Source organism: Lysobacter brunescens, from assembly GCF_042677005.1.
GTDB classification, from domain to species: Bacteria; Pseudomonadota; Gammaproteobacteria; order Xanthomonadales; family Xanthomonadaceae; genus Lysobacter_I; species Lysobacter_I brunescens.
In genome coordinates this window covers 158,375-183,339 of record NZ_JBHTIF010000005.1, presented here as the reverse complement: position 1 = coordinate 183,339, position 24,965 = coordinate 158,375, and the positions used below count along the sequence as shown (strand labels likewise).

Annotated in this window: 33 protein-coding genes; 16 read left to right on the top strand and 17 right to left on the bottom strand. The window is 65.3% G+C overall.

All coding sequences use genetic code 11. The features are described from left to right. Positions 1–333 precede the first annotated feature (333 nt). The 12 genes from ACFQ0E_RS17790 (at position 334) to ACFQ0E_RS17735 (ending at position 6,677) form a co-directional block, all read left to right on the top strand. Positions 334–852: a DUF4468 domain-containing protein gene (locus tag ACFQ0E_RS17790; RefSeq protein ID WP_386826124.1), complete on the top strand. Its 519-nt coding sequence runs from the start codon at positions 334–336 to the stop codon at positions 850–852. A 72-nt stretch (positions 853–924) separates the two neighbouring features. Beyond that, a complete protein-coding gene (locus ACFQ0E_RS17785; RefSeq protein WP_386826122.1) occupies positions 925–1,521 on the top strand; it encodes a hypothetical protein in 597 nt (198 codons plus the stop codon). A 72-nt stretch (positions 1,522–1,593) separates the two neighbouring features. Then, positions 1,594–2,022, top strand: a complete 429-nt coding sequence (locus tag ACFQ0E_RS17780) for a hypothetical protein (protein ID WP_386826121.1) — start codon at positions 1,594–1,596, stop codon at positions 2,020–2,022. Positions 2,023–2,406: 384 nt separating this feature from the next. Beyond that, a complete protein-coding gene (locus ACFQ0E_RS17775) occupies positions 2,407–2,598 on the top strand; it encodes a hypothetical protein (protein ID WP_386826119.1) in 192 nt (63 codons plus the stop codon). 294 nt (positions 2,599–2,892) lie between these two features. Further along, positions 2,893–3,174 (top strand): hypothetical protein, encoded by a 282-nt coding sequence (locus ACFQ0E_RS17770; protein ID WP_386826117.1) that lies wholly within the window; start codon positions 2,893–2,895, stop codon positions 3,172–3,174. A gap of 139 nt (positions 3,175–3,313) precedes the next feature. After that, positions 3,314–3,658: a hypothetical protein gene (locus ACFQ0E_RS17765; protein WP_386826115.1), complete on the top strand. Its 345-nt coding sequence runs from the start codon at positions 3,314–3,316 to the stop codon at positions 3,656–3,658. A gap of 90 nt (positions 3,659–3,748) precedes the next feature. Next, the gene (locus ACFQ0E_RS17760) at positions 3,749–4,267 is read left to right on the top strand and encodes a hypothetical protein (RefSeq protein WP_386826113.1); all 519 of its coding nucleotides are present in this window, start codon (positions 3,749–3,751) and stop codon (positions 4,265–4,267) included. A 19-nt stretch (positions 4,268–4,286) separates the two neighbouring features. After that, a complete protein-coding gene (locus ACFQ0E_RS17755) occupies positions 4,287–4,754 on the top strand; it encodes a DUF4262 domain-containing protein (RefSeq protein ID WP_386826111.1) in 468 nt (155 codons plus the stop codon). Between the two features lie 46 nt (positions 4,755–4,800). After that, positions 4,801–5,223, top strand: a complete 423-nt coding sequence (locus tag ACFQ0E_RS17750) for a hypothetical protein (RefSeq protein ID WP_386826109.1) — start codon at positions 4,801–4,803, stop codon at positions 5,221–5,223. Between the two features lie 63 nt (positions 5,224–5,286). Then, positions 5,287–5,643, top strand: a complete 357-nt coding sequence (locus ACFQ0E_RS17745; RefSeq protein WP_386826107.1) for a hypothetical protein — start codon at positions 5,287–5,289, stop codon at positions 5,641–5,643. 33 nt (positions 5,644–5,676) lie between these two features. Then, positions 5,677–6,072 (top strand): GFA family protein, encoded by a 396-nt coding sequence (locus tag ACFQ0E_RS17740; protein ID WP_386826105.1) that lies wholly within the window; start codon positions 5,677–5,679, stop codon positions 6,070–6,072. Positions 6,073–6,158: 86 nt separating this feature from the next. After that, complete coding sequence (locus ACFQ0E_RS17735) at positions 6,159–6,677, top strand: hypothetical protein (protein ID WP_386826103.1); 519 nt, start codon at positions 6,159–6,161, stop codon at positions 6,675–6,677. 30 nt (positions 6,678–6,707) lie between these two features. Here ACFQ0E_RS17735 and ACFQ0E_RS17730 read toward each other — a convergent pair whose 3' ends face one another. The 3 genes from ACFQ0E_RS17730 to ACFQ0E_RS17720 form a co-directional block, all read right to left on the bottom strand. Next, positions 6,708–8,144, bottom strand: coding sequence for a serine/threonine protein kinase (locus tag ACFQ0E_RS17730; RefSeq protein WP_386826101.1), 1,437 nt, complete (start codon positions 8,142–8,144; stop codon positions 6,708–6,710). 1 nt (position 8,145) lies between these two features. Next, positions 8,146–8,904 carry a metallophosphoesterase family protein gene (locus ACFQ0E_RS17725; RefSeq protein ID WP_386826099.1) on the bottom strand — a complete coding sequence of 253 codons (759 nt, stop codon included), beginning with the start codon at positions 8,902–8,904 and terminating at the stop codon, positions 8,146–8,148. 91 nt (positions 8,905–8,995) lie between these two features. Next, positions 8,996–9,955: a peptidylprolyl isomerase gene (locus ACFQ0E_RS17720; protein ID WP_386826097.1), complete on the bottom strand. Its 960-nt coding sequence runs from the start codon at positions 9,953–9,955 to the stop codon at positions 8,996–8,998. A gap of 188 nt (positions 9,956–10,143) precedes the next feature. On the opposite strand from ACFQ0E_RS17720, the gene ACFQ0E_RS17715 reads away from it, so the two are divergent. After that, positions 10,144–10,530: a PadR family transcriptional regulator gene (locus ACFQ0E_RS17715; protein WP_137853738.1), complete on the top strand. Its 387-nt coding sequence runs from the start codon at positions 10,144–10,146 to the stop codon at positions 10,528–10,530. Next, positions 10,527–11,480: a sensor domain-containing protein gene (locus tag ACFQ0E_RS17710; protein WP_386826096.1), complete on the top strand. Its 954-nt coding sequence runs from the start codon at positions 10,527–10,529 to the stop codon at positions 11,478–11,480. The genes ACFQ0E_RS17715 and ACFQ0E_RS17710 overlap by 4 nt, the downstream gene beginning before the upstream one ends. A 145-nt stretch (positions 11,481–11,625) precedes the next feature. Here the strand turns inward: ACFQ0E_RS17710 and ACFQ0E_RS17705 are convergent, their stop codons facing one another. The 9 genes from ACFQ0E_RS17705 to ACFQ0E_RS17665 all read right to left on the bottom strand — a co-directional run bounded on the left by ACFQ0E_RS17705 (position 11,626) and on the right by ACFQ0E_RS17665 (position 18,842). Beyond that, positions 11,626–12,867, bottom strand: a complete 1,242-nt coding sequence (locus tag ACFQ0E_RS17705; RefSeq protein ID WP_386826273.1) for a polyhydroxyalkanoate depolymerase — start codon at positions 12,865–12,867, stop codon at positions 11,626–11,628. 153 nt (positions 12,868–13,020) lie between these two features. Then, positions 13,021–13,623 (bottom strand): class I SAM-dependent DNA methyltransferase, encoded by a 603-nt coding sequence (locus ACFQ0E_RS17700; RefSeq protein ID WP_386826094.1) that lies wholly within the window; start codon positions 13,621–13,623, stop codon positions 13,021–13,023. Beyond that, the gene (gene ygiD, locus ACFQ0E_RS17695) at positions 13,620–14,405 is read right to left on the bottom strand and encodes a 4,5-DOPA-extradiol-dioxygenase (protein WP_386826092.1); all 786 of its coding nucleotides are present in this window, start codon (positions 14,403–14,405) and stop codon (positions 13,620–13,622) included. The genes ACFQ0E_RS17700 and ygiD overlap by 4 nt, the downstream gene beginning before the upstream one ends. A gap of 34 nt (positions 14,406–14,439) precedes the next feature. Continuing rightward, positions 14,440–15,342 carry a hypothetical protein gene (locus ACFQ0E_RS17690; protein WP_386826090.1) on the bottom strand — a complete coding sequence of 301 codons (903 nt, stop codon included), beginning with the start codon at positions 15,340–15,342 and terminating at the stop codon, positions 14,440–14,442. 19 nt (positions 15,343–15,361) lie between these two features. Beyond that, positions 15,362–16,300 (bottom strand): hypothetical protein, encoded by a 939-nt coding sequence (locus ACFQ0E_RS17685; protein WP_386826088.1) that lies wholly within the window; start codon positions 16,298–16,300, stop codon positions 15,362–15,364. Next, on the bottom strand, positions 16,297–16,824 hold the full coding sequence (locus ACFQ0E_RS17680; protein ID WP_386826086.1) for a GTP-binding protein: 528 nt from the start codon (positions 16,822–16,824) through the stop codon (positions 16,297–16,299). Before ACFQ0E_RS17680 ends, ACFQ0E_RS17685 begins: the two co-directional genes overlap by 4 nt. A gap of 82 nt (positions 16,825–16,906) precedes the next feature. Then, positions 16,907–17,836, bottom strand: a complete 930-nt coding sequence (locus ACFQ0E_RS17675) for a hypothetical protein (protein ID WP_386826085.1) — start codon at positions 17,834–17,836, stop codon at positions 16,907–16,909. A 97-nt stretch (positions 17,837–17,933) separates the two neighbouring features. After that, positions 17,934–18,290 (bottom strand): roadblock/LC7 domain-containing protein, encoded by a 357-nt coding sequence (locus ACFQ0E_RS17670; RefSeq protein ID WP_386826084.1) that lies wholly within the window; start codon positions 18,288–18,290, stop codon positions 17,934–17,936. Between the two features lie 96 nt (positions 18,291–18,386). Continuing rightward, positions 18,387–18,842, bottom strand: coding sequence for a roadblock/LC7 domain-containing protein (locus ACFQ0E_RS17665; RefSeq protein ID WP_386826082.1), 456 nt, complete (start codon positions 18,840–18,842; stop codon positions 18,387–18,389). 306 nt (positions 18,843–19,148) lie between these two features. Between ACFQ0E_RS17665 and ACFQ0E_RS17660 the strand changes: the two genes are divergently transcribed. After that, positions 19,149–19,571 (top strand): CopD family protein, encoded by a 423-nt coding sequence (locus tag ACFQ0E_RS17660; protein WP_386826080.1) that lies wholly within the window; start codon positions 19,149–19,151, stop codon positions 19,569–19,571. Positions 19,572–19,679: 108 nt separating this feature from the next. Here ACFQ0E_RS17660 and ACFQ0E_RS17655 read toward each other — a convergent pair whose 3' ends face one another. Together ACFQ0E_RS17655 and ACFQ0E_RS17650 are read right to left on the bottom strand one after the other, a co-directional pair. After that, complete coding sequence (locus ACFQ0E_RS17655) at positions 19,680–20,108, bottom strand: DUF4279 domain-containing protein (protein ID WP_386826078.1); 429 nt, start codon at positions 20,106–20,108, stop codon at positions 19,680–19,682. Between the two features lie 92 nt (positions 20,109–20,200). After that, on the bottom strand, positions 20,201–21,907 hold the full coding sequence (locus tag ACFQ0E_RS17650) for an alkaline phosphatase (RefSeq protein WP_386826076.1): 1,707 nt from the start codon (positions 21,905–21,907) through the stop codon (positions 20,201–20,203). Between the two features lie 202 nt (positions 21,908–22,109). Here ACFQ0E_RS17650 and ACFQ0E_RS17645 point away from each other — a divergent pair, with 202 nt between their 5' ends. After that, a complete protein-coding gene (locus ACFQ0E_RS17645; protein WP_386826074.1) occupies positions 22,110–23,432 on the top strand; it encodes a dicarboxylate/amino acid:cation symporter in 1,323 nt (440 codons plus the stop codon). 157 nt (positions 23,433–23,589) lie between these two features. On the opposite strand, the gene ACFQ0E_RS17640 is transcribed toward ACFQ0E_RS17645, so the two are convergent. The 3 genes from ACFQ0E_RS17640 to ACFQ0E_RS17630 form a co-directional block, all read right to left on the bottom strand. Next, complete coding sequence (locus ACFQ0E_RS17640; RefSeq protein WP_386826072.1) at positions 23,590–23,934, bottom strand: hypothetical protein; 345 nt, start codon at positions 23,932–23,934, stop codon at positions 23,590–23,592. Continuing rightward, positions 23,921–24,328 carry a hypothetical protein gene (locus ACFQ0E_RS17635; protein ID WP_386826071.1) on the bottom strand — a complete coding sequence of 136 codons (408 nt, stop codon included), beginning with the start codon at positions 24,326–24,328 and terminating at the stop codon, positions 23,921–23,923. Before ACFQ0E_RS17635 ends, ACFQ0E_RS17640 begins: the two co-directional genes overlap by 14 nt. Positions 24,329–24,462: 134 nt before the next feature. Further along, the gene (locus ACFQ0E_RS17630) at positions 24,463–24,930 is read right to left on the bottom strand and encodes a hypothetical protein (RefSeq protein ID WP_386826069.1); all 468 of its coding nucleotides are present in this window, start codon (positions 24,928–24,930) and stop codon (positions 24,463–24,465) included. Positions 24,931–24,965 lie beyond the last annotated feature (35 nt).

The window sequence follows — 24,965 nt, the reverse complement described above, 5'->3', positions numbered from 1 at the left end:
GCGATCTGCGCGGATGCGCGGCTTGCGCGGAGAGCGCTCCGCCACGTCATCCCTGCGAAAGCAGGGACCCAGCTTGCAGCTCCGGCAGTATTCGTAGGTGGGAAGAAGGAAGCCTGTTGGATCTGACAGGTTGTGTTAGGGGCGGTTGGTCGGTGTTATGCGGTCTGGCTGCCGTGCAAGAAGTCCCCAGTCGGTCACTGCGAATCTGCGGGTACCCTATCCATCTGATTCTGTTGGGGGCGCCGCCTGTGTGCTTGCTATGCGGCACGGTGTTATGCGTCAATTTGACGTCTAAACAGAGTTAGAACGCTGGGGACACAACGGAACATCTAAATGAAAATCCGAACCTTCAAAGCCCTGCTACTCTCTGTCGCGCTGCTTGGCGCACCGTCCGTTTTTGCAAAACAGCCAAAATCTGCTGAGTTCAAAGTTGAGAACGGCCTGTTCGTTTACGAGAAGATTGAGGCGGTTGATCTTTCAAAACGCGAGATTGTTTCCCATGCCGCGGCTTTCCTTGCCGAGCATTTCAAGTCTTCTAGAAGCATCATTGAGCTTAGAGATGATGAGCTTGGAAAGATCGTAGGAGACATAATCGTCAAAAACCCAAAAGCAAAAATGCTGTCAGCTTTTCCGGCCATCAGAACAAGAATAATCATTGATGCAAAGGATGGTCGTTACCGACTTCAAGCAACAAACATTGTCGGTGTAGACGGCAATGGCACTGTCACATCTTGGGGGATTGAAGGGGCAAACCAATACCGAATAGAGCCGGCGGCTTTGGAGGCATTAAATGCTTTTTCTTCCGCATTAAACTCGTACATCAACAATGCTCAATCATCTGGCAACTGGTAACGGCCAGCGTTCTAACCATTCATTCAAGCTGATCCCGCTTTGCGGGCCGGCTTAATTCAGGCATTAGGCTTAATGATGCAGTATCCGCAACACATACTTAATGGCCTCGGCAATAGTGCGTCTGACTTTGTCAATATTGTTTGGCCGTCCATTTCCTCGGCAGAAGGAATCGGCGGAGGCCAAATCATTCCTGTTGAGGCCGTTTCATCTGATGAGTTCGCAAGTGAGCTTGATGTTCTTGCGGGCATTGATGCTTGGCAGATCGTCGAAAATAACAGAGGTGTTCGAGGAATAGCCAGTAGGGTTCAGTGGGGAAGTAACTACCGATCTTTCTCCATTAGATACACGACTCCATCTGGTGCTGAAACGGAATTTCAAAAACGGCTTCGCGCACTCAACAATCCAGAGGAAGGTTTTCTATACCCACATCTCACAGTGCAAGCCTTTCTAGACAGGCAAGGTGGGCAACTCTTGTCTGTTGCAGCCATTCCAACTAGGCACCTAATCCAGCAGGCACAGAAACTTATCGAATGGGGGCGTATGAATGACGGTAGCGATACAAGATTTGGTGTTCGCTACTCTCCGGACGGAAGAGGCTTTCTCTATATGTCTTGGCAATATCTGGCTAACAGCGATGTTAGAGATCACCTGTTGGTTTTCGACCATTAAGCCTAATCCATCATTCAACACGGACTGGCGCGATAAAGCCGCGCCAGCCGGTTAATTCAGACGTTAGCCAACGTGACTCAAGATGACCGCTGGGCTCAAATAGTCGCCCTCGACGAAGAACTGCTCAAGGGCGGAGTCATTCTTTCTGAGTGGTGTAGCTTTATCGTCCGGGAAGCGGATGTGGCATTTGCCGCCGGCGCCGATCTGGCGTCGATTCTCACTGCCGTATCTGGAATTGAGACTTACCTTCGATCCGAGCACTCCGAAACTGGTAAGGAACGGCTTGTTGAGTTAATCAATCGCGCCAGTATTGATGCCGGTCTCAAGGACGATCTACATGTCTTGAGGAAGTACCGCAATAAATGGGTTCACGTCGATGAGCCCTGGAATGATTCAAATCTCCTCGAGCGCCCCGAAGAAACCGAGCAGGAGCTTGAACGCATGGCACTCTTTGCGGCACGTGCGCTTCGAAGGACCATCTATGAAAACCCATGGGTGTAGCCTGTCGGCTAACACCTCATTCCAGCGGACCGCCTGCGGCAGCCGATGAATTCCAACGCTGGGTCGCTTTTCAAACTTGCAAGGCCGTAAGGCATGTGCGCTGTTGTAGGGCGCATAAGCGAAGCGTCATGCGCCTTCTTTGAGACGCCGATTATCGGCAAGTCATCTCGGCGCATGACGCCTTCGGCTTATGCGCCCTACAAAGCAAAGCCTGCGCGGATAGGTGGCGAGAGGTGTTCCCCGTTGTCGTCCCATCATCGCACCGTGCTCGGCGCGTCAAGGTCGAGGTGAATTGCTGCGCAAACCTTGACGCGCCTGCGCGCGATGCGCTTCTGAATCGCCAACGGCGCCCACTCCGGGCGTCGGGCGAAACGGAGTGCCGTCATGTCCAAGCCGAAAGCGCAGCTCAAGCCGTCCAATGTCCTGCTCGTCGAAGTCCCGCACCAGTTCATCGCTCTGTGCGAAGCCAGCGGCGCCAGCCCGCAAGCCGCGCTGCGCGGCATGGCTGCGATGGTCTGTGGCTTGCAGTACGACGAAGACAACCGGTTGGTGCCGTTGGACGGTGCCGCTGCGTGATGCTTCACCGGGCGCGGGTCATTCCCGCGCCCGGATTGCACTTTCGTCGCCCGGATAAGGCCGAAGGCCGCACCTTGGATCCTCGGCGTTCGCGTGTGCGTCCGTCCCGGGTGCGCGCTTTGCGCTTACCCGGGCTACCAAAGATCCACGCGCCTGCGCGCGATGCGGCTGGATTCGCCAACGGATCGCCACGGTTGTAGCATCCATGGCGGCAGGCTCCAGTGGCTGGGAGTCCACTTCAGCATCCAGGCCGGTGCCGCTTCGCGGCGTGGCCCAACTCAGGTGTCGGACAGCATGTCGGATCAATGCCAATCCTCTGCACGCATCTCTCCGGCCTGGCGAGTCGCATTTCTTGGCATTGCGGTGCTCACCATCTACATGGCCATGTCCCTCGACCTTCGGCATCCGATCCAGACCACCATGGATGTCCTGGCGCCGATGCCATTCCTGCTGCTGGCGGCCACCAATTCGTATCGCAGCGAGACGGCCAAGCTCGCACTCGCCGCTGCCTTGTTCTTGACAGCCGCCATGATCGCTCAGCCATCCCTTCACCCGAAGCCATGGATTTTCTACTAGTTGCGCCCCATGGCGATTCAATCCGGGACTTCCCGCGCCAGCCCGTCTCATCGATCTGGCCGGTGTCGCAGTCCGAAGAACTCGTGCGACCGCCGGTGACATCGCTGGCGGCCATCCGGCTGCGCCGCGCGTAGTGCTGATGAAGCGTCCGGTCCTGCTGCTGCCGTTGCTCGCGTGGCCCGGGATCGCCGCCGCCGCCAATGGCCTGCTGACCCTGGTCGTCTGCATTCCGATGCTGCTGTGCCTGGCCGTCGTGCTGGGCGTGCTGCTTCTGCTGCGATCCCGCAAACCGGTGCGGATCGCATCCATCGTGCTGTCGGCGCCTGCGCTCGCATACGCGGTGTACATCGCGTTCGATGCGGTCAGGCTGCTGCGCAACCTGGGCTCGGAGAATTCGATGATCGGCCTGGCGTTCTTCGGGTTGATGATCCTGTGCGGCCTGTTGCTCCATCTGGTCCTGCGCGGGCGTTCGACGGCGGATTGATCGTGTTTCATTGATGTGGAACAGGCGGCATGGCACTCTGCGCCATGCCCCTCACGGGGGCGTCCGTCGTCAGGCCAGAAGGGGATCGCCATGAGCAGGGAAGATGTGGTTGCGGTTGCTGTTCGGCTGTTCGCGATTTTCCTGCTGGTCACCATCGTGCGTTCGTTCCCGAGCGCGATGGCGCTCATCGGCCAGGTGGAGCTCAAACCGTCGCTGGTGCTGGTCGGTACCGTTCTGGCAGCCGGCGTTGCCTTGTGCGCCTTCCTGTGGTTCTTCCCGTTGACGGTCGCGAGGAAGCTGCTGCCTGCGATGCGCGAGCCGCGTTCAGAAAGCGCGATGAACGGTTCGGTTGCGCTGTCGGTCGGATTGACGTTGCTGGGCGTCTGGGTGCTGTCGCATGCCTTGCCGGACGCGATCTACTGGCTGACGCTGTTGCTGCTCAGCCGCCAGATCGACGCGGGCCATGTCGAGTGGCAGCACGAGCAGATCGCCAACATGATCGCGACCGCCGGACAGCTGGCGCTCGCCCTGTGGCTGATCTTCGGCAGTTCCGGCATCAAGCGTGTGATCCTCCGGTTCCGTCATGGTCAGGCCGACATGACGCCCTGATGTCCTATCGATCCGACATATGACGATGAATGATAAGCACCTGGCGCAGAACCAGCGCATCGCGGACAACATCCGCTCGCATGGCTGGCACTGCCTGCATGTCCTGCCTGTCGAAGCGCATCAAGACAGCTTCACCTATTCGATCGGCTTCGGCGAATCCCACAATGCTCCGGAAATTGTGATCTTCGGCATGTCGCGCGAGAAGGCGCAGGCGGCGCTCAACCAGTGCGCGTGGCTGCTCAGGCAAGGCCACGTCATCCGCATGGATGTCGAGGATGGCAATATCCTGACTGGTGGATACAACGTCATCTTCAGGTCCATCAGATCCGATCATTTCGACGACTACCTGGGCACGGCCGTGCGTTACTACCAGGGCAGACCTTTCGAGGCGGTCATCATGTTCTTTCCAGACCGGCAACATCGTTTTCCGTGGGATGAGGGGTATGACGGCATGCCCATGGGCGAAGCGCTCGCCATGGTGCGGTAGCGCATCGGCGGGCACCTTCTCGGCGATTTCGTACGGACCGATCACCATGACATGCGTTCTTCGCGCCGGCGGCACCGACTTCGACGTGGATGCGTGCGTTGCATCCTTTCCCGTTACGCCGCATTCGATCTGGAGACGAGGCGAGCCGCGCTATCCGCAATCCAATCCGGATGGAGAAAAGCATGGCACTTCCGGGATTCGCATCCTCGTGAGCAAGTCGGATTTTTCCGATCTCAGGCGGCAGATCACGGATGCCGTCGAGTTCCTGCTGCTGCATCAAGATGCAGTGCAGGCCCTGGCTTCGGGAAGTGGCGTCGAATCCGTGACCTTGGATTTCGGCGTCGAGATGTCCTGGCCAAGCTGGCCATCCTTCACCTTCCCGCCGGAGTTGCTGTCACTGAGCGGTTCGGCGGGTGTGGCCGTTTGTCTGTCGGTGTATCCGTTCAATGCGGAAAGCGACGATGCTTGAGTGATTTCTCATGCTCGTCAGCATCGTCCTTTTGCCTGTTTCTTTCTCATCAAGGAGCGTTTCATGAGCCTGCAGGTTGTTCTTTCGATCGCACTGGCTGCCGGCGCTTCCGGCGATTCCGGCCTGTGCAAGGGCATGGTGAACAGGATCGAGCCGGATATGCGGGTCCGCGTGTCCGATCTCGATCGGGCGGCGGCGAATGCCGCGACCGACAAGCTTCGGCAGATGATCGATCGCGGCGAGGTCGATGGTGATTACAGGTTCGGCGCCTTGAACCAGCTCAAGATCATTCGTGGACATTTGCTGCTTGAGCAGGCGCAGGCGGATCGTCGCGCATTCGGCGCGAATTCTGCAAAGGCCAAGGGGTCGGAGAAAGTCTTCTGCGACTGGCTCGGCAAGGACGGTTTCTGGCATGACTGATCGCAGCCGCACTCGATTAGGGAATCCCTCGCCATGACCACCCGCCACGCCACCTGCACCTGCGGACAACTCGCCCTCACGGCCGAGGGCGAGCCGAGTCGTATCTCGGTCTGCCATTGCCTGAACTGCCAGCGGCGTTCGGGCAGCGCGTTCGCGGTGCAGGCGCGGTTCGCGAATGCCGATGTCACGATCCGGGGCGTCAGCAGCGAATATGCGCTCACCGGCGACGAGGGCGGCGTGGCGCGGTTCCATTTCTGCCCGACCTGCGGCGCAACGGTCTATTACCGCGTGGATGCCTTGCCGGACGAGGTCGCCGTGCCGGTCGGTGCGTTCGCCGATCCAGGGTTTCCGTCGCCCACCGTGTCGAACTATGGCGAGCGGATGCATCGCTGGCTGCGGCTGGATGAGGGGATCAGGCTGAATGAGTGATCGATCCCCGGCCTGATGCCAGGCTATCTCCGCTTTCAACGATCAGGTAATACCACGGAGCACAATCAATGCATGAGTCCGTTCTCATGAAGACCAGCCTCTGGTTGTTGTCCCTGTTCTTCGCATCGTCTTCCGCCATTGCTTGCTCATGTCCGCTCGACACGCAGACATGGTGGGATGCATCGGACGATGTTGCACTCGTGCGTGTCAATTCGACCGGGGTGACGTCGGGGCACCCGATCATGGACACGCCCTGCGTCGATGACGGGCCCTGCGTCGTCAAACAGTCGGCGAGTTTCAAGACGATCGAGACCTTCAAGGGTTCGTTGGCCAATATCTCCAGACTGACCTCCGGCTATGGAAGCGGCGATTGCGGCATACCGCTCGTTGCCGGTGCTTACTATGTTCTTTTCACGCGAGGGGGAAGCGGCCAGATCGGCTTCTGCAATGCAGCAGGGCCTTATGCGCCGCGCTATCCCTATGCCAGGCATTCTGCATTCCTCGATCCCTTCCTGGTTTCGCTTCGGAAGGCTGCCAAGGCCCCTGGACAGTCGGTGATGCGGCGGCCTGTTCCGATGCGCTTCGATGCGTTCGGAGGCCAGTAGACACGAGAGCCCGGTTCCTGGCGGCTTGCGTTACAGGGTGTCGTCGTCTTGCAGCGTGGGGGCGCCCGCTGCGCGCACCACGGTCACCGTGCAGGGTGCTTCGGCGACGACGCGGGCGCTGACGCTGCCGAGCAGGCGGCGGACGCCGGTGATGCCGCGAGCGCCCATGACGAGATGGTCGACGCCGTTGTCGCGGGCGTAGTCGAGCAGGGCGTGGGCGGGGTCGCTGTGTTCGAGCACGTGGACGGTGACGCGATCCTCGCCGAGCGCGAGGGGGCGGACCCAGTCGCGCAGGGCGATCAGGCGTTTGACGTGGCGGTTGCGGCCTTCGGCGTCGAGGTTGCTGTCCAGGCCGATCCGCGCGGTACGCATGACGGTGACGCAGGCGAGGCGTGCATGCGGGAAGGTCGAGACGATGCGGCGCACGTTGGCGCGCAGGGCTTCGCACAACGCCGTGTCTTCGTGCTTGAGGTCGATCGCGACCATCAGCAGCGGTGCATGGTCGAGATGGTCGCCGACGGCATCGCGCGGTGCGCGCTCGCGACCCATGTTGTCCCACCAGCGCTTGAGCACGGCGACGCGGCCGTCGCGATGGCTGCGGTCCGCGCGCGCGGTCAGCAGCACCTGTTCGGGATGCTGCAGGTCATGAGCGAGCTGCGCGGCGGTGGCGTGGCGCGCATCGGGATCGACTTCGAGGCAGCGCAGGATCACTTCCTGCAGCCAGCGCGGGATCTCGGGGCGCAGCGCGCGTGGTGGCACGGGATCGCGATACAGGCGACGGCGCAGCCCGGCGTCGCTGGTCGGATTGCCGAACGGGCGTTCGCCGGTGGCGAGGTGGTAGAGCGTGACGCCGAGCGCGAACAGGTCGCTGCGTGGTTCGTCGCGCACGCCGAGCACCTGTTCCGGTGCGATGTACGGCCCGGTGCCGATCGGCACGTCGAACTGTTCGGCCAGCAGGTCGGGCAGGTGTGCATGGTGCGAGAGGCCGAAGTCGACCAGCGCGACGATTCCTTGATGCGGCGCGCCTTCCGGCCTGCGCAGCAGGTTGCTCGGCTTGATGTCGAGGTGGATCACGCCCTGCTGGTGGAGCGCATGGATGGCGTCGGCGGCGAGCGCGCCGAGCATCGCGACCTGCGACGCCGGCAGCGGCGTGCGGTCGAGCAGCGGGCGCAGGGTCTCGCCGGACAGGTGTTCCATCACCAGCCAGGGCTGGTCCTCATGGTCGCCCGAAGCGACGAAGCGCGGCACGTGCGGGCCGGTGAGGCGCGGCAGGATCATCTTCTCGACTTCGAAGCCGACGATCTGCGTCGCCGCTTCGCCGTAGCCCACGCGCGCGAGCTTCATCAGCAGCGGCATCGCATGCGCGGGATGCGCGACCCGCCACAGCGTCGCCATGCCGCCTTCGTGCAGCGGCGCGATGAGTTCGAAACCGCCGATGTCCAGGCCCGGTGTGAGCCGTACAGGCATCTCAACCTCCCGTGATCAAACGTCTTGCGAGTTCCTGCGGCAAGCCGGCGTCGATGATCTTCCGCGCGGCGGCGAGATGGTCGTAGGCCACGCGGAACGTCGTGAACGTGTCGGTGGCGGTGTCGTAGAGCGCGCAGCAGGCAGCGGGATTGCCGTCGCGTGGTTGTCCGACGCTGCCCGGCAGCGCGACCCAGCGCCGGCTCGCGATCAGCGGCACGGGCACGCCGGGGCGCGGCGCGAAATGGCGGGCGCCGCCTTCCGGCTGCGAGTGATAGAGCGCGGGTTCGTGGACGTGGCCGCAGAAGGTCACGCGCTGTGAGGTCGCGGCGATGCTTTGCGCGGCGGCCAGCGCGTTGCCGATGTAGCCCCAGTCCAGCGGTGCCCAGGCGTTGGCGTGGACGTAGAGGCGGTCGTCGTCCTCGATGAAGGCGGGGAGCGAACCGAGGAAACCGCGCTGCGCATGGTCGAGCTGGCCGCGCGTCCATTCGATCGCCGCCTGCGCGTCGCTGTGGCGTCGCGCGCTGTTGGCATCTTCGCGCGGCGCGCGCAGCGCCGCCTGGTCATGGTTGCCGAACACCGCCAATGCGCCGTCCTCGACCAGCGCGCGCGCCGTATCTACGGTCCACGCCGGGTCGGCGCCGTAGCCGACGATGTCGCCGAGCAGCACGATGCGGTCGCAGCCGGCCTTGCGCACGGTCTTCAGGCAGGCTTCGACCGCCTCGCGGTTGGCGTGGAGATCGGCGAGCAGGGCGATGCGCATGCGTCGTGTCGTTGGAATGTATCGCCCATGCTAGTCGCCGGCCTTGCGGCCGGCGATAGGCGATTGGTCGTAGGCTTGCGTCGAGCCGCGATCAGCGCTTCGGCTTCGCCGCCGGTGCAGGCTCGACACGCGTCGGCACCGGGACGTTGCACAGGTCGATGTGGCCGGCGGGACGCTTGTAGAAATCGTCGCGGCGGTTGCGGCGGGCTTCGACCAGTTCCAGGAACAGCGGGGTGTCGGTGCGCAGCACCTGCAGCTTCAGGCGCTCGGCGGGCTTGAGGTCGGCGGCGAGGCGGATGCTACGGATCGCGACGCGCTGCTCCGCTTTCTCGTAGAAACCCAGCGTACCGGTGCCGCGCGGCAGGCTGCTGAGCAGTTCGATGCCCTGCACGACGCGGCCGACGGTGCTCATGTTGCGGTCGAGCTGGCGCGGCGACTGGCCGGTGACCACGTACAGCTCCGAACCGTTGCTGGAGTCGGCCTCGTTCTCGCGGCCGGCGCCGACCATGCCGTAGCAGTGAGCCAGCCAGGCGATGCCTTCGTTGGTGTCGCGACCGACCGGGAAGCCGTTGCTGAAGCCGACCTGTGGCGCCCAGCCGTCGACATCAGGCAGCGGCGTGAAGGTCAGGCCGGTGTTGCTGCGGGTGAATTCGGCCGGCAGCTTGGCCTTGGTGCCTTTCGGCAGTGGTTTGCGCGGCTCGCCTTCGCCCGCCGGATCGCCCCATTGCGCGACGAAGTTGTCCTGCACGCGATTGATGCTCATGCCGTTCCAGTAGCCGCCCTTGGCCATCGCCTTGATGTTGGCGATGTGCGCCGGGGAGAAGTCCTGGGCCAGTTCGATCACCACGCGGCCGCTGTCGAGGTCGAGATAGAGCGTGCGTGCCGGGTCGAGGTCGCGCCAGTCGCTGGCCTTGGAGCCGTCGAGCAGTTCCTGCATCGAGCGGTAGCGGTTGTGCGGGGTGGACTGGGCCGAGGCCTGGGCGAGGAGACTGCCAGCGACGACGGCAGCGGTGAGCAGGGCGATGCGGGGGGACATGCGTGGGGACGACATGCGGGGACGCTCCTTGTGGTCGGCCGTCGATTCTGCCCCGGATCGACGGCCGGCGACCACCCGTCGGCCCGGTTGGCTGCGACGGCTGTCGGATGTCCGTCGGGATGACCTCCGGCACATCCAGTATGTCTAACTTCACAATAGAGTGATCTCAACGATATCAATCCCGTCACTGCAGAGAGGTCGAGATGACCGAGCCCATTCCCCACGACGAGGCCACCGAGGCCCTGCTGCGCAAGTTCCAGAAGGAGCTGTCGGCGGGCACCGTCTCCCTGGTCATGCTGTCCGTGCTCGGCGCCGCCACCGAGCCGATGTACGGGTACCAGATCGCCAAGACCCTGGAGCGCCACGGCGACGGGGTCCTGAGCGGCAAGCAGAGCGCGCTGTACCCCGTCTTGCGCAACCTGGAAGGGGCCGGGTTGCTCGACAGCCATATCGAGCCGTCGATCAGCGGGCCGCCGCGCCGCTACTACACCATCACCCCGCAGGGGCGCACGGTACTGGAGGCCTGGTCCTCCGCCTGGCACGCCACCCGGGCGTCCGTCGATTCCGTTCTGAAGGGGAGCCTGTCATGACCACAAATTCGCCACCGAGTTCGGCGCTGCCGACCAACATTCCCGACTACCTCGAACACCTGCGGCGCTCGCTGGCCGGCGCCGATCCGGCGCTGATCCAGGACGCGCTGTACGACGCCGAGGAATACCTGCGCTCCGAACTGGCCGAGAACCCCGGCAAGACCGAGGCCGAGGTCATCGCCCAGGTCGCGTCCAGCTACGGCGCGCCGGAAGAAGTCGCCGAAATCTACCGCGACACCGAGGTGAAGGTGCAGAGCGCCCTGCGTGCGCCCACGCCGAAGCCGCGCAGTTCGCTGGTCGGCAAGTTCTTCGGTGTCGTCGCGGATCCGCGCGCCTACGCCTCGCTGTTCTACATGGTCCTCGCCCTGGCGACCGGCATCTTCTACTTCACCTGGGTGGTGACCGGGCTGTCGCTGTCGACCGGCCTGGCCGTGCTGATCATCGGCGTGCCGTTCGTGATCCTCTACTTCGGATCGGTGCGGGTGCTGTCGCTGGTGGAAGGGCGCATCGTCGAGGTCATGCTGGGCGAACGCATGCCGCGCCGCCCGCTGTACGCCACGCGCGGCAAGCCCTGGCTGGCCCGCATCGGTGAGATGTTCACCGACCCGCGCACGTGGCTGACACAGCTGTATTTCCTGCTGATGCTGCCGCTGGGCATCATCTATTTCACCCTGGTGGTGACGCTGCTGGCCACCGCCGCCGGCTTCATCGCCGCGCCGTTCGCGGTGTGGTTCGGCGACGCGGTGGTGAACCACGATTTCGGCGGCTTCATGTTCCTTGGCTACGAGAACGGCGTGTTCGGCACATCGCTCGGCTACTTCTGGCTGCCGCTGACGCTCGTGGCCGGCGTGCTGCTGCTGTTCGTCACCCTGCACCTGGCGCGCGCCATCGGTTACCTGCACGGCCAGTTCGCCAAGCACCTGCTGGTGAAGACCTCGCAGTACGATTGATCCGAAGCGCCAGAAACACGAAGCCCTTCCGTCGCAGGACGGAAGGGCTTTTCATTGCGGGCTTTTGTAGAGCGGAGCTTGCTCCGCTCATGCGTTCTCGGTGAATCCAGAGCGGAGCAAGCTCCGCTCTACGGGGACTGATGCGTCACGCGTGCTTCGCGATGAAATCCCGCACCTGCGGATACACCTGGTCGCGCCAGCGACGGCCGCTGAAAATGCCGTAATGCCCGGCGCCCTGTGCGGTGAGATGCACGCGGTTCTCCTCGGGGATGCCGGTGCACAGCTTGTGCGCGGCGCGGGTCTGGCCCAGGCCGGCGATGTCGTCGAGCTCGCCCTCGATCGTCATCAGCGCGGTGCCGGTGATCGCCTCGGGGCGCACGCGCTCACCGGCCACGTCCCACAGCCCACGCGGCAGCAGGTGTTCCTGGAACACGATGCGCACGGTATCGAGGTAGTAGTCGGCCGGCATGTCGAGCACGGCGTTGTATTCGTCGTAGAAGCGGCGATGCGAGTCGGCATCGTCGAGGTCGCCCTTCACCAGGTCCTGGTAGAAATCCCAGTGCGACATCATGTGCCGCTCGGGATTCATCGCGATGAAGCCCATGTGCTGCAGGAAGCCCGGGTAGACGCGGCGGCCCCGGCCCGGATAGTTCGCCGGCACGATGTGGATCAGGTTCTGCTCGAACCACCACAGCGGCTTCTGCGTCGCGAGATTGTTCACCGCCGTCGGCGATTCGCGGGTGTCGATCGGCCCGCCCATCATCACCAGCGAACGCGGCGTCGTTTCGCCGCGCGCGGCCATCAGCGACACCGCGGCGAGCACCGGCACGGTCGGCTGGCAGACGCTGATGATGTGCAGCTTCTCGGCGCCGATGTGGCGGATGAACTGCTCGATGGTCGCGATGTAATCGTCGAGCGTGAACTCGCCGTCGTCCTTCGACACCATGCGCGCGTCGACCCAGTCGGTGATGTACACCTTGTGGTCGCGGAGCAGGGTCTTCACGGTGTCGCGCAGCAGGGTGGCGTGGTGGCCGGACAGCGGAGCGACCACCAGCACCGGCGGGTCGTCCTTCAGGTCGACGATGCCGTCGGCGTCATCGGAGAAGCGCTTGAAACGCAGCAGGCGACAGAACGGGGTGCGCAGCACCTCGCGCTCGACCACAGGATATTCCCGGCCTTCGTTGACCACGCTGTGGATGCCGAACTTCGGCTTCTCGTAGTCCTTGCCGATGCGGTAGACCAGCTCGTAGCCGGCGGCGGCGCGCTGCGCATGCGGCAGGCTCGACAGCCAGCTGCCGGGCGCGGAAAACATCCGGGCATTGGCCTCGGCCCAGTAGGTGATCGGCGCCATCCATGCGCGGCCCAGCTCGTGCATCTGATACAGCAGCATCGCTCCCCCTGAAAAGTGACAGCTTGCGTTTTTGCGGCGCTGCAGCATACCCCATCCATCCGGCCACGTTGCGACCGGGGTCGCACTCCGGACGAGCGGTCGGTCGGCCCGGGATCCCGGTCGCAGTCGTCGTTGAGACATGCGACCGGATCAGCCGCCGATCTCCAGTGCGGCCACGTCCGGAGCCAAGGCCGGCGACAGCCAGCAGTGCGAGCCGAGCGGCACGAAGCCGACGTCGGCGAGGCGGTCGCGGTAGAAGCGCGCGGGGCGACGCAGGAAGCCCTCGTGGTCGCCTTCGATGTCGTCGTCGGCGGTGAAGGTTTCGAGGAAGGCGATGCCGCCGCACAGCTCGGCGAGTCCGGGCAGGCCCTTGTCCAGTTCGCGGGTCGGCACGTAGTGGAGCACGTCGCTGCAGATCAGCAGGTCGACCGGCGCACAGGGCCGCAGCAGCGCGAAGTCGCCGAAACTGGCCAGATGCAGGTTGCGCGCGGCGCCGTAGCGGCGGATCGCGTACTCGCTGGCGTCGAAGCCGAGGTAGCGCAGCTTCGGACGCAGCTTCAGCAGCGGCGCGCGCCAGACGCCTTCGCCGCAGCCGATGTCGAGCACAGTGCGGATCGGGCGTTCGAGGTGGTATTCGGCGGTGGCGACGGCCAGCGCGACCTTGCGCTGCAGGCGCTGGCGTCCGCCGATGCCGGAGTCGCGATACCAGCGGTCGAAATATTCGCGGTCGTAGATCTTCTGTCGTGTCTTCATGCGTGGCCGATCAGCAGGGAGGTCATCGACAGCGAGCCGATCACATCGTCGTTGAAGAATTCGATCGCGTCGCCGTTGCGTGCCAGCGCCAGTGCGTAGAGCAGCGGCAGGTAGTGCTCGGGCGTCGGGATCGACAGGCGCGCATCTTCGCCCAGTGAAGGCCAGTCCGCCAGCGCAGCGAGGTCGCCGTCGCGGACCAGCGCGTTCACGCGGTCGCGGAAGCGCAGCGCCCACGGCAGCGGCACGGGATCGCGCCAGTCGAACAGGCGCAGGTTGTGCACGATGTCGCCGCTGGCGACCACCATCACGCCTTCGTCGCGCAGCGGCGCGAGCCGGCGCGCGAGCGCCACATGCCACGCGCCCGGACGGCGCGAATCAATGCCGAGCTGGACGACCGGCACATCGGTCTCGGGATACATCGGGCGCAGCACGCCCCAGGCACCGTGGTCGAGGCCGCGATCGGGATCGATGCGCGCGCCCGCATCGCCGAGCAGGTCGACCACGCGACGCGCCAGCGCCGGATCGCCCGGTGCCGGCCAGCGAACGTCGAACAGCGCCTGCGGGAAGCCGCCGAAGTCGTGAATGGTCGATGGCGCTTCGGCGCCGGTGAGCCACGGGCCCGACGTTTCCCAATGCGCGGACACGCAGAGGATCGCGCGCGGACGCGGCAGTCGCGTGCCCAGTGCGCGCCATGCGCGCGACCAGGCGTTGTCCTCGATGGCGTTCATCGGCGAACCGTGGCCGAGGAACAGCACGGGCAATGCGGTGGTGGATTGGGTCATGGCGCCGACCATACACGAGGCGGGGCGCGTGCGATCAGGACGGAGCGTTCCCCGTCGACGCATCGTCTGCCGCTGCTCGCCAGGCATGGTGCGCGGCGCGCACGGTGTTCGCGTTCAGGCGCGCCACGCGCTGCGCCTGCTGGTAACCGCCGGCCACGACGAACAGGATCGGGATGCGTCGCGTGCGCGCCATGCGGAACACGTACAGGTCGCGCGTGAACATCTGCGCCGTGGTGAGGCCGACCTGGCTCTTGGGATCGTGTTCGTGGCAGTCCGCCCCGGCCTGGTAGACCAGCAGGTCGGGGCGATGCGCGTCGACCAGCGCCTGCGCCTCGTCCAGGGCGTCGAGGTAGCGCTGGAAACCGTGCTCGCGCACGCGGACCTGCGTCGCCCACGAGCGCGTGCCGCCCCGGCAGCCGAAGCGCGTGCCGAAGATCGACACGTTGTAGAGATTGGGCAGTCGCGCGGCGAATTCCTCGGTGCCGTTGCCGCCGTGTTCGTCGCAGTCGATCACCATGACGCGCTGATCCGGCGCGTCATGGGCGAGCAGGGCGAGCCCGTTGAGCGGGCAGTAACCGCTGCCGCAGTCGGGAGCGGCGTGGTGGAAGCCGCGCGCGATGTTCATCGCGATGCCGTGGCGCCGTGCGGCCTTGGCGGCGGTGAGCTGGCCGCCGAGCATGGCGAGCGTGGCGTCGCGCACGCGCGGCGACCACGGGATGCCCTGGCGCGAGGCCATCGGCTCGCTTCCGGTGAGGAATGCATCGAGGTAGGCCTCGTCGTGCAGTCCCGTCAGCCGTGAAGGATCCAGCATCGGTGGCGCATGCAGGTCGACCAGCCCGAGACGTTCGAGCTTGCGCGCGGTGGCCTCCAGGCGCGCGAGCAGCGGTACGTCGGCAGGCGCGTATTCGGGGCGATAGAAGGCGGGAATCCGCATCATGGCCTGCGCGTGCCGTGGTTCATGCGAGGCCCAGCCGTGTACGCGCGAACGTGCGCAGGTCGTCGATCGTGGTGGTCGCCGGCGACAGCAGGACGTTGCGCTGCTGCGCCTCGAACTGCGCGCTGAAGGCGCGCGCACGCGCGGCAGGCGAAACGGCGAGCGTGGTCAGGCGCAGGAAGCGTGCCTGTTCGATCGTGGACAGGCGGAACACGTGTCCGCAGGTGGTGTCGCGCAGCGGTTCGGCGTCGTCGCGATAGCGCAAAGCGAACAGTGCGCCTGGCGACAGCAGCACGCCACCGATGGCGACAGGCGCGATCGCCATCGCCGAATGCGACTCGCCGAGCGACATCTTCTCGACCAGCAACGGTTGGCCGTCCTCGTCGACGAACAGATTCACATGACCGCCGCGACGGACGCGGCCATGGGCGATCTCCAGGAAGAATTCCTCGGCCTGCGAGCAGCTGCCGATCTCGGGTTTCTCGCGCATCTCCGGCAGTGTCGGTGCGCATCCGGGCTGCGGTGCGAGGATCTGCTGCAGCAGATCGGCCAGCAGCCCGCTCTCTTCGTGCTGCAGCGATGCGCGGATCGCGGCGAGGGTTCGCGGCAGGGCGATCAGCAGGCGTGCGACGGCATCGTCGGCCAGCGTCGATGCGATGGCCTGCCCGCAGAGATCCAGGCGACGCCAGCCCTGCGCCCAGCCGGCCGAGATCGCCTGCTGCGCCAGCGCTTCCGTGCGCGCTTTCGGCCAGGTCGCCAGCACGGCGAAGTCCGCTGCCGAATCCGGCGCGCGCGGCTGGTTGATGTGCGTGGACAGGAAGCGCGTGGCCTGGATGTAGCCGCAGCCGCGTCGTTCGGTGCGATGCGAAGGATGCTCGTCGAGCATCTCGCAGAGGCGGCCATGCAGCGCGAGCCCGGCGCGGGCGAACGCAGCGACGACTTCGTGCGGCGTCGCGCTCACCCGATCGACAGCAGCAGGGCACGCACCAGATGCGAGGTCTGCTCGCGGTCGCGCGCATCGAAGGTGAACACCGGTACCGGCGAGCCGCAGCGCTGCACCGCACGGCGCACGGCATCCATGCGGAAGCCGCGCGACAGGTCGGTACGGGTGATGCCGATCACGATGGCGATGCCGGGGGAGATTTCCCGGATCGAGCGCAGCCAGCGTTCGCAGGCATCCTCGATGTCGTCGTGATCGCCCGGCAGCACCACGATCACGCCGACGGCGCCTTCCAGCACGATCGGCCGCATGTGCGAGAAGTGGTCCTGGCCGGGCAGTCCGTAGATGTGAAGCGGTGTGCCGTCGTCGAGCAGGACCATCGAGAAGTCGAGCGCGACGGTGGTCGTGGTCTTCTCGCCCATCGCGCCGTCGGTCATCGGCATCTCGGTGGATACCGGCGCGGTATCCGACAGCGAGCGGATGGACGTGGTCTTGCCTGCGCCGACGGGCCCGGCGAATACGAGTTTTGCGCTTTCGGAAGACACGGCGATCCTGGTGTTGTCCTGTGGGTTCACTCGGGGCGTAACCGGCGGTCCGCTCCGATGCGTGGCGATGATGCGGATGCGGTCAGGGGCGCAGGCCGAAACGCTGTGCGATGCGGGCCATGATGCCGGAGAAGGGGCGCGCCGTTTGTGGCTGCGGTTCCTCCTTCGGCAGCGCGTCGATGGGCATGTCCAGCAGATTGGCGGCGGCGTAGGCCCACAGCGTCGCGTTCACGTCGGCGGCGTCGATGCGGCAGGCGGCGACCAGCTCGCTGGAGCTCGCGCTGCCGTCGAGCAGGCGCTTGGCGATCTTCAGCGAGTCGATCAGCTCGGGCGCGCTGCCGACATCGGGCCAACAGTCCAGGCGGTAGCGGCCTTCGGGGAATGGCGGCAGCGTGTCGCGCGCGGCGAAGGCGGCTTGCAGCAGGAAGGCTTCGAGGCTGCGACTGGCGCCGTCCTCGCGCGGACGGCCGTCCACGTCGTTGCGCGTGAGCGACCAGTCGGCGGTGCAGAAGGTGTCGACTGCGGAAAGCAGGTCGCTCAGGGTCGGTGCGTACACGCGGCCTTCGCCCGGCCGGATCCGCACGGTACGACCATTGCAGGTCGCGTCGACGCCGAGTCCCTTGAACTCGTTGCCCGCGAGGCGGCACAGCGCGGGCGATGCCTCGGGCTGCGCATCGGGTTCGTCGTCCCGCGCGTCGAGCGCGAGCAGTTCGCGCATCCGCTGCGCGAGCGCGGGGACCAGGCTGTTGTCGTCTGCGATACCGATGCCATCGCCCGCTTCGCCGCCCTCCGTGCCGAAGGCCAGCACCGGCGTGCCGCGCGCGCGTGCGAGGTCGTGCGTCCTGCGCCCGTAGGCATCGGATAGGTCGGTCACGAGCAGGCTGCAGCGCGTGCCGTCCCATGCGCGGATCTTCGCGCGGATCCTGTACGCCGCAAGCAGTTGCACGGCGAGTCGAACACGTTGTTCCGCCTGTTCGCCGAGTGCGGAAAAAGTGATATCGGCACGAGGCATGTATGCCGGCTCGGAAAGAGTGATTGGAGCGGGGGAATACGCGATAGGCGAAGCGCCGGATGCACCGTGGGCATGCATCCGGCGGGTGTCGCGACGATCAGGAGAAATCCACGCCCTTCTCGAAGGTGCGCAGTTCATGGCGCGCCATCGCGAGGTTGGACTTGGCGCGGTCCAGCACGACGTACAGGAACAGCTTCTGGTTCGATTCCAGCGGACGGATGATGTGGTACTGCTTGGTCAGGCTGATCAGGATGTCTTCGATCGTATCGTTGAGGTTCAGCGCATTGGCGACCTTGCGCTTGGCGCGCACCACTTCGGTGTTGCCTGCCGCCGCCAGTTCGAGGTTGACGCCAGTGCCGTCGCCGGCCAGCAGCATGCCGCTGTCGATGTCGACCAGGGCGGATGCGACGTAGCCGTCGATGCTGCGCAGTGTTTCGAGGGAAATCTTGGCCATCGGGTACTCCTTTCTTTTCTGTGGGTTGGATGCGTGCGGACGGCGCGATCGATCGCGGATGCCTGCGGCATGCGCGGTCGTCGGCCGGTGGATGTCTCAGCGGTGGGCGTCGATGCGTTCCGCGAGTTTCTGTGCGGTATCGAGCGCGGCGCGGATGGTCATCGCGAGGTTCGCGGTGTTGTCGGTGCACACGCAGAGCGTATGCAGCCGAGCCCGGGACGGCACGCGGACGATGACGATGGATCCCTTGTCGGTGGCGATGCTGTTGTACAGCGCGCCGCTGGCGAGGGTTTCCCTGCTGAAGGATTCGATCAATCCCATCAATGAACTGGTGATCGCGGCCGTGCGTTGCGCGTTCGCGCTGCTCAGGTTGCTGCCGGCATGCGCATAGCTGCGGCCATCCACCGTCGACATCGAGGCGAACAGGGTGGCCTGGGAACGTTGCAGCAAGGTGGCCAGGATCGCCTGGCACTCCATCCTCGCGACCATTTCGGGCGAAATTTCCTGCGTCGCCGCCTGTGCGGGCTCTGCGGGAGGAACGATCTCTGCCATTCTCGGCTCCATGGGGGACGGAGCGACCTAAGCATCTTCCATGCCAAGGCGTGCGTTGCCTTCGCGCCTGTGCGTCTCCTGTGCACGAACGTCGCCCAAAACGCACGGCTTCGCTGAATCCTTCTTCATGTTGCAGTGGCGTGACGAGGCAGGCACACAAGCAGGTGACGCTGAATGTCATCGGCATCACGCAAACAGGTTGGCGCGTGACTCGCCGTGACGCGTTGTGCCCGTCATCGACATCCATCCGGCGATCGAAGGCTGCGATTCGATAAGATGACGGCCCGCAATCGAGCTTCGAAGCGCATGACCGCCTACTTCTGGACAAAGTCAGCACATCTGGTGTTCGTCATGGCCTGGATGGCTGCAGCCTTCTACCTGCCGCGCATCCTCATCAACCTGGCCGAGGTCGGCGATGTGCCGGCGGTGCGCGATCGCCTGGTGCTGATGGGCCGACGCCTGTACCGCTTCGGCCACATCATGTTCGGCCTGGCGCTGATCTTCGGCATGACGCTGTGGATGCACTTCGGCATCGCCGGCGGCTGGCTGCACGCCAAGCTGACCCTGGTCGCCCTGATGCTCGCGCACTACATCGTCGCAGGCCGCTGGCTCAAGGGCGTTGCGAACGGCAAGTCGCTGCCCTCGCCGCTGATGCTCCGCGTGTTTAACGAGATCCCGGTGTTCGCGCTGGTCGCCGTCGTCTATCTAGTGCTGGCGAAGCCGTTCTGATCGCGCCACGCATTGCTTTCCCGTAGAGCGCAGCTTGCTCCGCTCATGCCCTCCCGGAAAAGCATCAGCGGAGCAAGCTGCGCTCTACGGGAAGGATGGCCGCGGCCTTCAGGCCCCGACCTGCGCCTTGTACGAGTCCACGTCAATGTACGCGCCGACCTTGGCCAGGAACGCCACCGTGGCCTCGTCAAAACCGATGGGCGGCGCGCTCCGGATATCGTCTCCATCCCATGAGATGTACAGCACCACCTGCAGCCTCGCTGCGAGCCCATATTGATTCATCAGTACATTGATGGTGTCGGCGCGGGGCGCGAGTCGATCGATCACGCTGCGTGCCATCGGATAGATATCCACAAACGTGTTGTTGTCCGGATCGTCCTGGACAGTACCGGACGACAATCGCCATGCGTTCATCCTCGGGCGCGGCTCGGCACGTCGAACGATGCCGGTCGGTTCGATGCCGAGTTGTGCGGTGATGATGTCCGGGTCGAAGTCTTCCGGGGTGCTCAGCAAGAAATAGACCTCACCGCGATTCATGTCACGCGCACTCCAATCCGGATGGGTTGGCCAGCATGCCGAAGATCAAAAACTCGGGCCTGAAGGCCCTGCAAAGCGATTGGGGCGGGTCGTCACTTCGCGAACATCTCCGGCCTCGGCAATTCCACCGGCACGCCGTCGGCGTTGCAGAGCTTGCGCGCGCAGAGCGGCTTGCGCAGGGCGGGCATGGACTGCAGGAAGATGTGGTAGATCGCGTTCTGTTCCAGCGAGCCGCGCACCGCGTGCGCACCGGGGCCGCGCGCCCAGATGCCGACATCGTCGCCGCCGTGGCTTTCGTTGCTCATCGGCACGGTCGATTCCTGCATGTAATCCGGATGTTCGGTATCGACGTCGGCGAGGTTCGGGCGGCCTGACGCGGCCTGGTAGCCGCTGACCTCGTGCAGGAAGGTCTTCGGGCCTTCGGGCTGCTGGTCGGTGGCACCGACGTAGCCGGGGCCGTTGGCGTAACCGAGCGTGGTGTAGGGCAGGCCGGTGGCGTCGGTGGCGTAGCCGCTGGAATCATTGCCTTCGCCGCTGCTGCCGCGCACCTTGCCGAGGATCGGGTTGCCGCGCACCGGGTAGCCGGCGAAGGTCATGGTGTGCGCATGGTCGGCGGTGACCAGGATCAGCGTGTCGTCCGCCGAAGTCATTTCGGTGGCGGCGGCGACGGCTTCGCTGAGCGCGATGGTGTCGGTGAGCGCGCGGTAGGCGTTGCCGTAGTGATGCGCGTGGTCGATGCGACCGCCTTCGATCAGCAGGACGTAGCCTTCGCGGTTGCGCTGCAGGCGCGTGATGGCGGAGCGGGTCATTTCGGCGAGCGAGGGCTCGCCCGCGCGGTCCTTGGGACGATCGTGTTCGAACTGCATGTGGCTGGGCTCGAACAGCGCCAGCAGCGGGCCCTCGGCGGGCGCCTCGGCGAACTGTTTCGCGTTCCAGACGTAGGTACCGCCGGGATGGCGCTGTTTCCATTCGGCGACGAGGTCGCGGCCGTCGAGGCGTTGGCCGACCTTGTCGTCGTATTCCGGGTCGCGCTGCGTGGCCGGCATGAAGTTGGCGCGACCGCCGCCCATCAGCACGTCGGGGCCGCGACCGTAGGGCGTTTCGACGAACTGCCGGGCGATGTCGCGGCAGCCGGCTTCGTGCGCGGTGCGGGGCATTTCCTCGTCGTTTTCCCAGTTGCGGTCGGGCGAATGGGTGAAGGTCGCGCCCGGCGTGGCATGGGTGACGCGGGTCGTCGTCACCACGCCGGTGGCGAGACCTGTCTCCGCCGCCAGTTGCCACAGGCTCACCAGCGGCGTGCGCAGCGCGCCCGCGCAATCGCCGCGCGCGGCGTCCTGACCGATGCTCAGCACGCCGGCGCGGGTCTTCACGCCGGTGGCCATGGCGGTCATGGTGCCGGCGGAATCGGGGGTCTGGCTGTCGGTGTTGTAGGTCTTGCTCAGCGCCGTGTGCGGGAAGCGTTCCCAGCTGAGCATGTTCTCCTCGCCGGGCTGACCCTTGCGCTGGCCTTCGAGGATGCGCGCGGCGGCCACGGTGGGCAGGCTCATGCCGTCGCCGACGAACAGGATCACGTTCTTCGCCTGGCCCTGCATCGCGCCGCGCTCGACCGCCTGCGCCGCGCCGGCGCGGAACCACCAGGCGGGAGTCTCGCCCTGCGGATGGGCGATCTGCGGCACTTCGATCGCCGAAGGCGCTTTCGGCGCCTTGCGGGCATCTGCGGACGGGGTCGCGATCAGACCCAGGATGGCGACGCTTGCGGAAACGAGCGGGAGGAGGCGAAGGGACGTGCGAAGGCGCATGCGGGGCAGGGTCGGTTCGACGAAGCCGTCGATTATGCCCGCTGGATATGACCACCGTGCATGACGGTATGGCGCACGGTGCGATCCGCCTGCGGGATGGCGGAAAGCAGCGTCGCGGGCCCGGCCTCGCCGGCGGTCGCGCGCTGGGCTATCGTGCCGGCTTGTCCCGATTGCCGCGCACGTTGCGCCGGAGAGGTCCTGCATGGGTTTGGTCGCCGCGTGGTTCCGCATTCCCTTCTGGCAGCGCGTGCTGGGCGCCTTCATCCTCGGTGGCGCCGCCGGCTGGCTGATGGGCCCGGCGGCGGAAGTCTGGCTGCAGCCACTGGGCGACCTGTATGTCACCCTGATCAAGATGATCGCGGTGCCGCTGGTGTTCTTCGCGGTGATCAACGCCGTGGCTTCGCTGCATGGCCAGAAGTCCATCGCAGCGCTCGGCGGTCGCACCTTCCTCTGGTTCGCGATCACCGCCGTGCTCGCGGTGGGCATCGGCCTGCTGGTCGGGATGGTCCTGCAGCCGGGCCTCGTGCAGGTGCCGCTGGCGCCGGATCCCGCCTACGTCGCGAAGGACGTGCCGAACGTGGTGCAGGTCCTGCTGGGCGTGGTGCCCTCCAATCCCTTCTACGCGATGACCGGCATCGGCGAAGTGAAGAACGCGGCGGGCGAAACCGTGCTGCGCGCAGGCAAGGGCTCGATCCTGCCGGTGATCTTCTTCGCCGCGCTGATCGGTTTCGCGATGGTCAAGCTCGGCGAGAAGGTCGCGCTGGCGCGCAAGCTGGTCGGCGAGGCCAGCGAGATCGCGATCCAGCTCACCCGCTTCGTGCTGGAGATGACCCCGATTGGCACTTTCGGCCTGATCGCCGGCCTCGTCGGCGCCTACGGCTTCGACAAGCTGCTGCCGCTGGGCAATTTCGTGATCGCGCTGTACGTCGCCTGCGCGCTGCACATCGTCGTCAGCTATGGCGGCCTGCTGCTGGCGCATGGCCTGAACCCGCTGAAGTTCTTCAAGGGCGCCGCGCCGGGCATGCAGGTCGCGTTCGTCAGCTCCTCGAGCTTCGCCTCGCTGCCCTCGTCGATCCGCTGCGCCACGCACAACCTCGGCGTGAACAAGGATTACGCCGCGTTCGCGGTGCCGCTGGGCGCGAGCATCAAGATGGACGGCTGCGGCGCGATCTACCCGGCGCTGTGCGCGGTCTTCATCGCGCAGTACACCGGCACGCCGCTGACGCCCGAGCAATATCTGATCGTGTTGATCGCCTCCGTGCTCGGCAGCTTCGGCACCGCCGGCGTTCCCGGTACTGCCGTGGTCATGGCCACCGTGGTGCTCAGCGCCGCCGGCCTGCCGCTGGAAGTGATCGGCTATCTCTACGCCATCGACCGCGTGCTCGACATGATGCGCACGATGACCAATGTCACCGGCCAGATGCTGGTCCCCGTGCTCGTCGCGAAACAGACCGGCCTGCTCGACCGCGCGGTCTACGACAACCCCGACACGAATGTCGGGATCGAGGACGAGAAGGCGACCTGACGCGCAATGCCCCGTCTTGCCATGGGGTGCGCCTCGGCGCACCGCTTCAGTGGGAGCGACGCGAGTCGCGATCAACAAAATCCGGGTCAGCAAAACGGGGTCAGGTTCAGTTCTTCGCGAAGAACTGAACCTGACCCCGTTTTGGCGTTTTGCGCAGTCACTGCCGGGCCGTTGCGCAGGCCCATGATGAGATGAGCGGGTCGAGATCCGCCAGGTAATGGCGCAGATTGTTGGTCGCCTCAAGCGACAACTGCTGTTGATCCTCGGGTGATCCACTGTTGCGAAGGATCGCCTGCAATCCCGGTACGGGATCCAGCACGTACTCAATCGACGGAGGATGTTTCAGGGCATGGCCCGTGGCCAGCAGCAGGTCGTGGATATCGATCGGCGATGAATCGCCATCGAAGAGTCTGTCCAGCGCATCGAGTACGTTGCTGAGCAGACGGATTTCGATATCCGTCAGAGTCCCGTGCTCCGCATGGTTCGGATCATTGCGCTCCACGTCGCCCCACCACCTTCGCCATCCCCAACGCCAGCGGAATCGGGAGCAGGGTGCCCAGCGCGGCGACCCAGGTGGGGTGCGAGGGCAGGAGCACGGCCATGCCGACCACGCCGGTGATCACCACCAGCGCGACGAAGCAGGCGGCGACGCGGGGATGGCGGGCGATGCGTGCGGCGAGGCCGCTGCCGACGATCGTGCCGACGCACCAGCCGAGGACCAGCATGGCCATGGCGCCGGTCGGGGCCGAGGCGATGATGCTGTCGAGCTGGTCGAGGTCGTTCGGGTCCAGGCCGGGCGGCGGCGGATAGAGCATGTGCCCGATGGTTTCGATGCCGTGGACGGTGATCATCATGGCGATCACGCCCACGACGATGGCAAGGAGGGTGCGCAGCATCGACGTGTCCCCGGCAGCGATGTGGAAGCGCGCAGCATGCGATGGTGGCTGCTGCGTCGCAAGCGGTTGCGCGGGCCCGGACGCGCGGAAGGCCGCTTGCGCGGCCTTCCGGGGTTGTTTCGATGCGCAGCGGCTTACTGGGTGACGACGCGACGGCCCTTCAGGTAGCGCTGGCTCCAGTAGCCGGTGGTCAGGCTGGCCACTTCCACATCCTTGCCGGTGCGCGGCGAGTGCAGGAACTGGCCGTTGCCGAGGAGGGCGAGGCCGCGCTTGAGCATGCCACGGATGCGGCCTTCCTTCGGCGCCTCGGCGGTCTCGACGACTTTGCCGGGAACCTGCGAGGCATTGAAGATGGTGTGGATGTCGCGGGCGAAGATCAGGGTGCGCTCGGGCAGCGACAGCGGGTTGCCCAGGGTGGCGTCGTTGACCGGCGCCATGAGCGGTTGCGAGCGGTCCAGCGGGTCGCGGGCGGTGACCGGGTCTGCGGCGAAGGCCTGCAGGCTGGCGCAGGCCAGGAGGCCGGCGAGGAGGATTCGGGAGGTACCGCGGAGGGCGCGGTGGATGGCGAGGGGGCGGCCGGGGCCAGTGGCTTTGGTCGTCACGCGTCATGCACTTTGCAAAAAGGAGACCGGAGTTT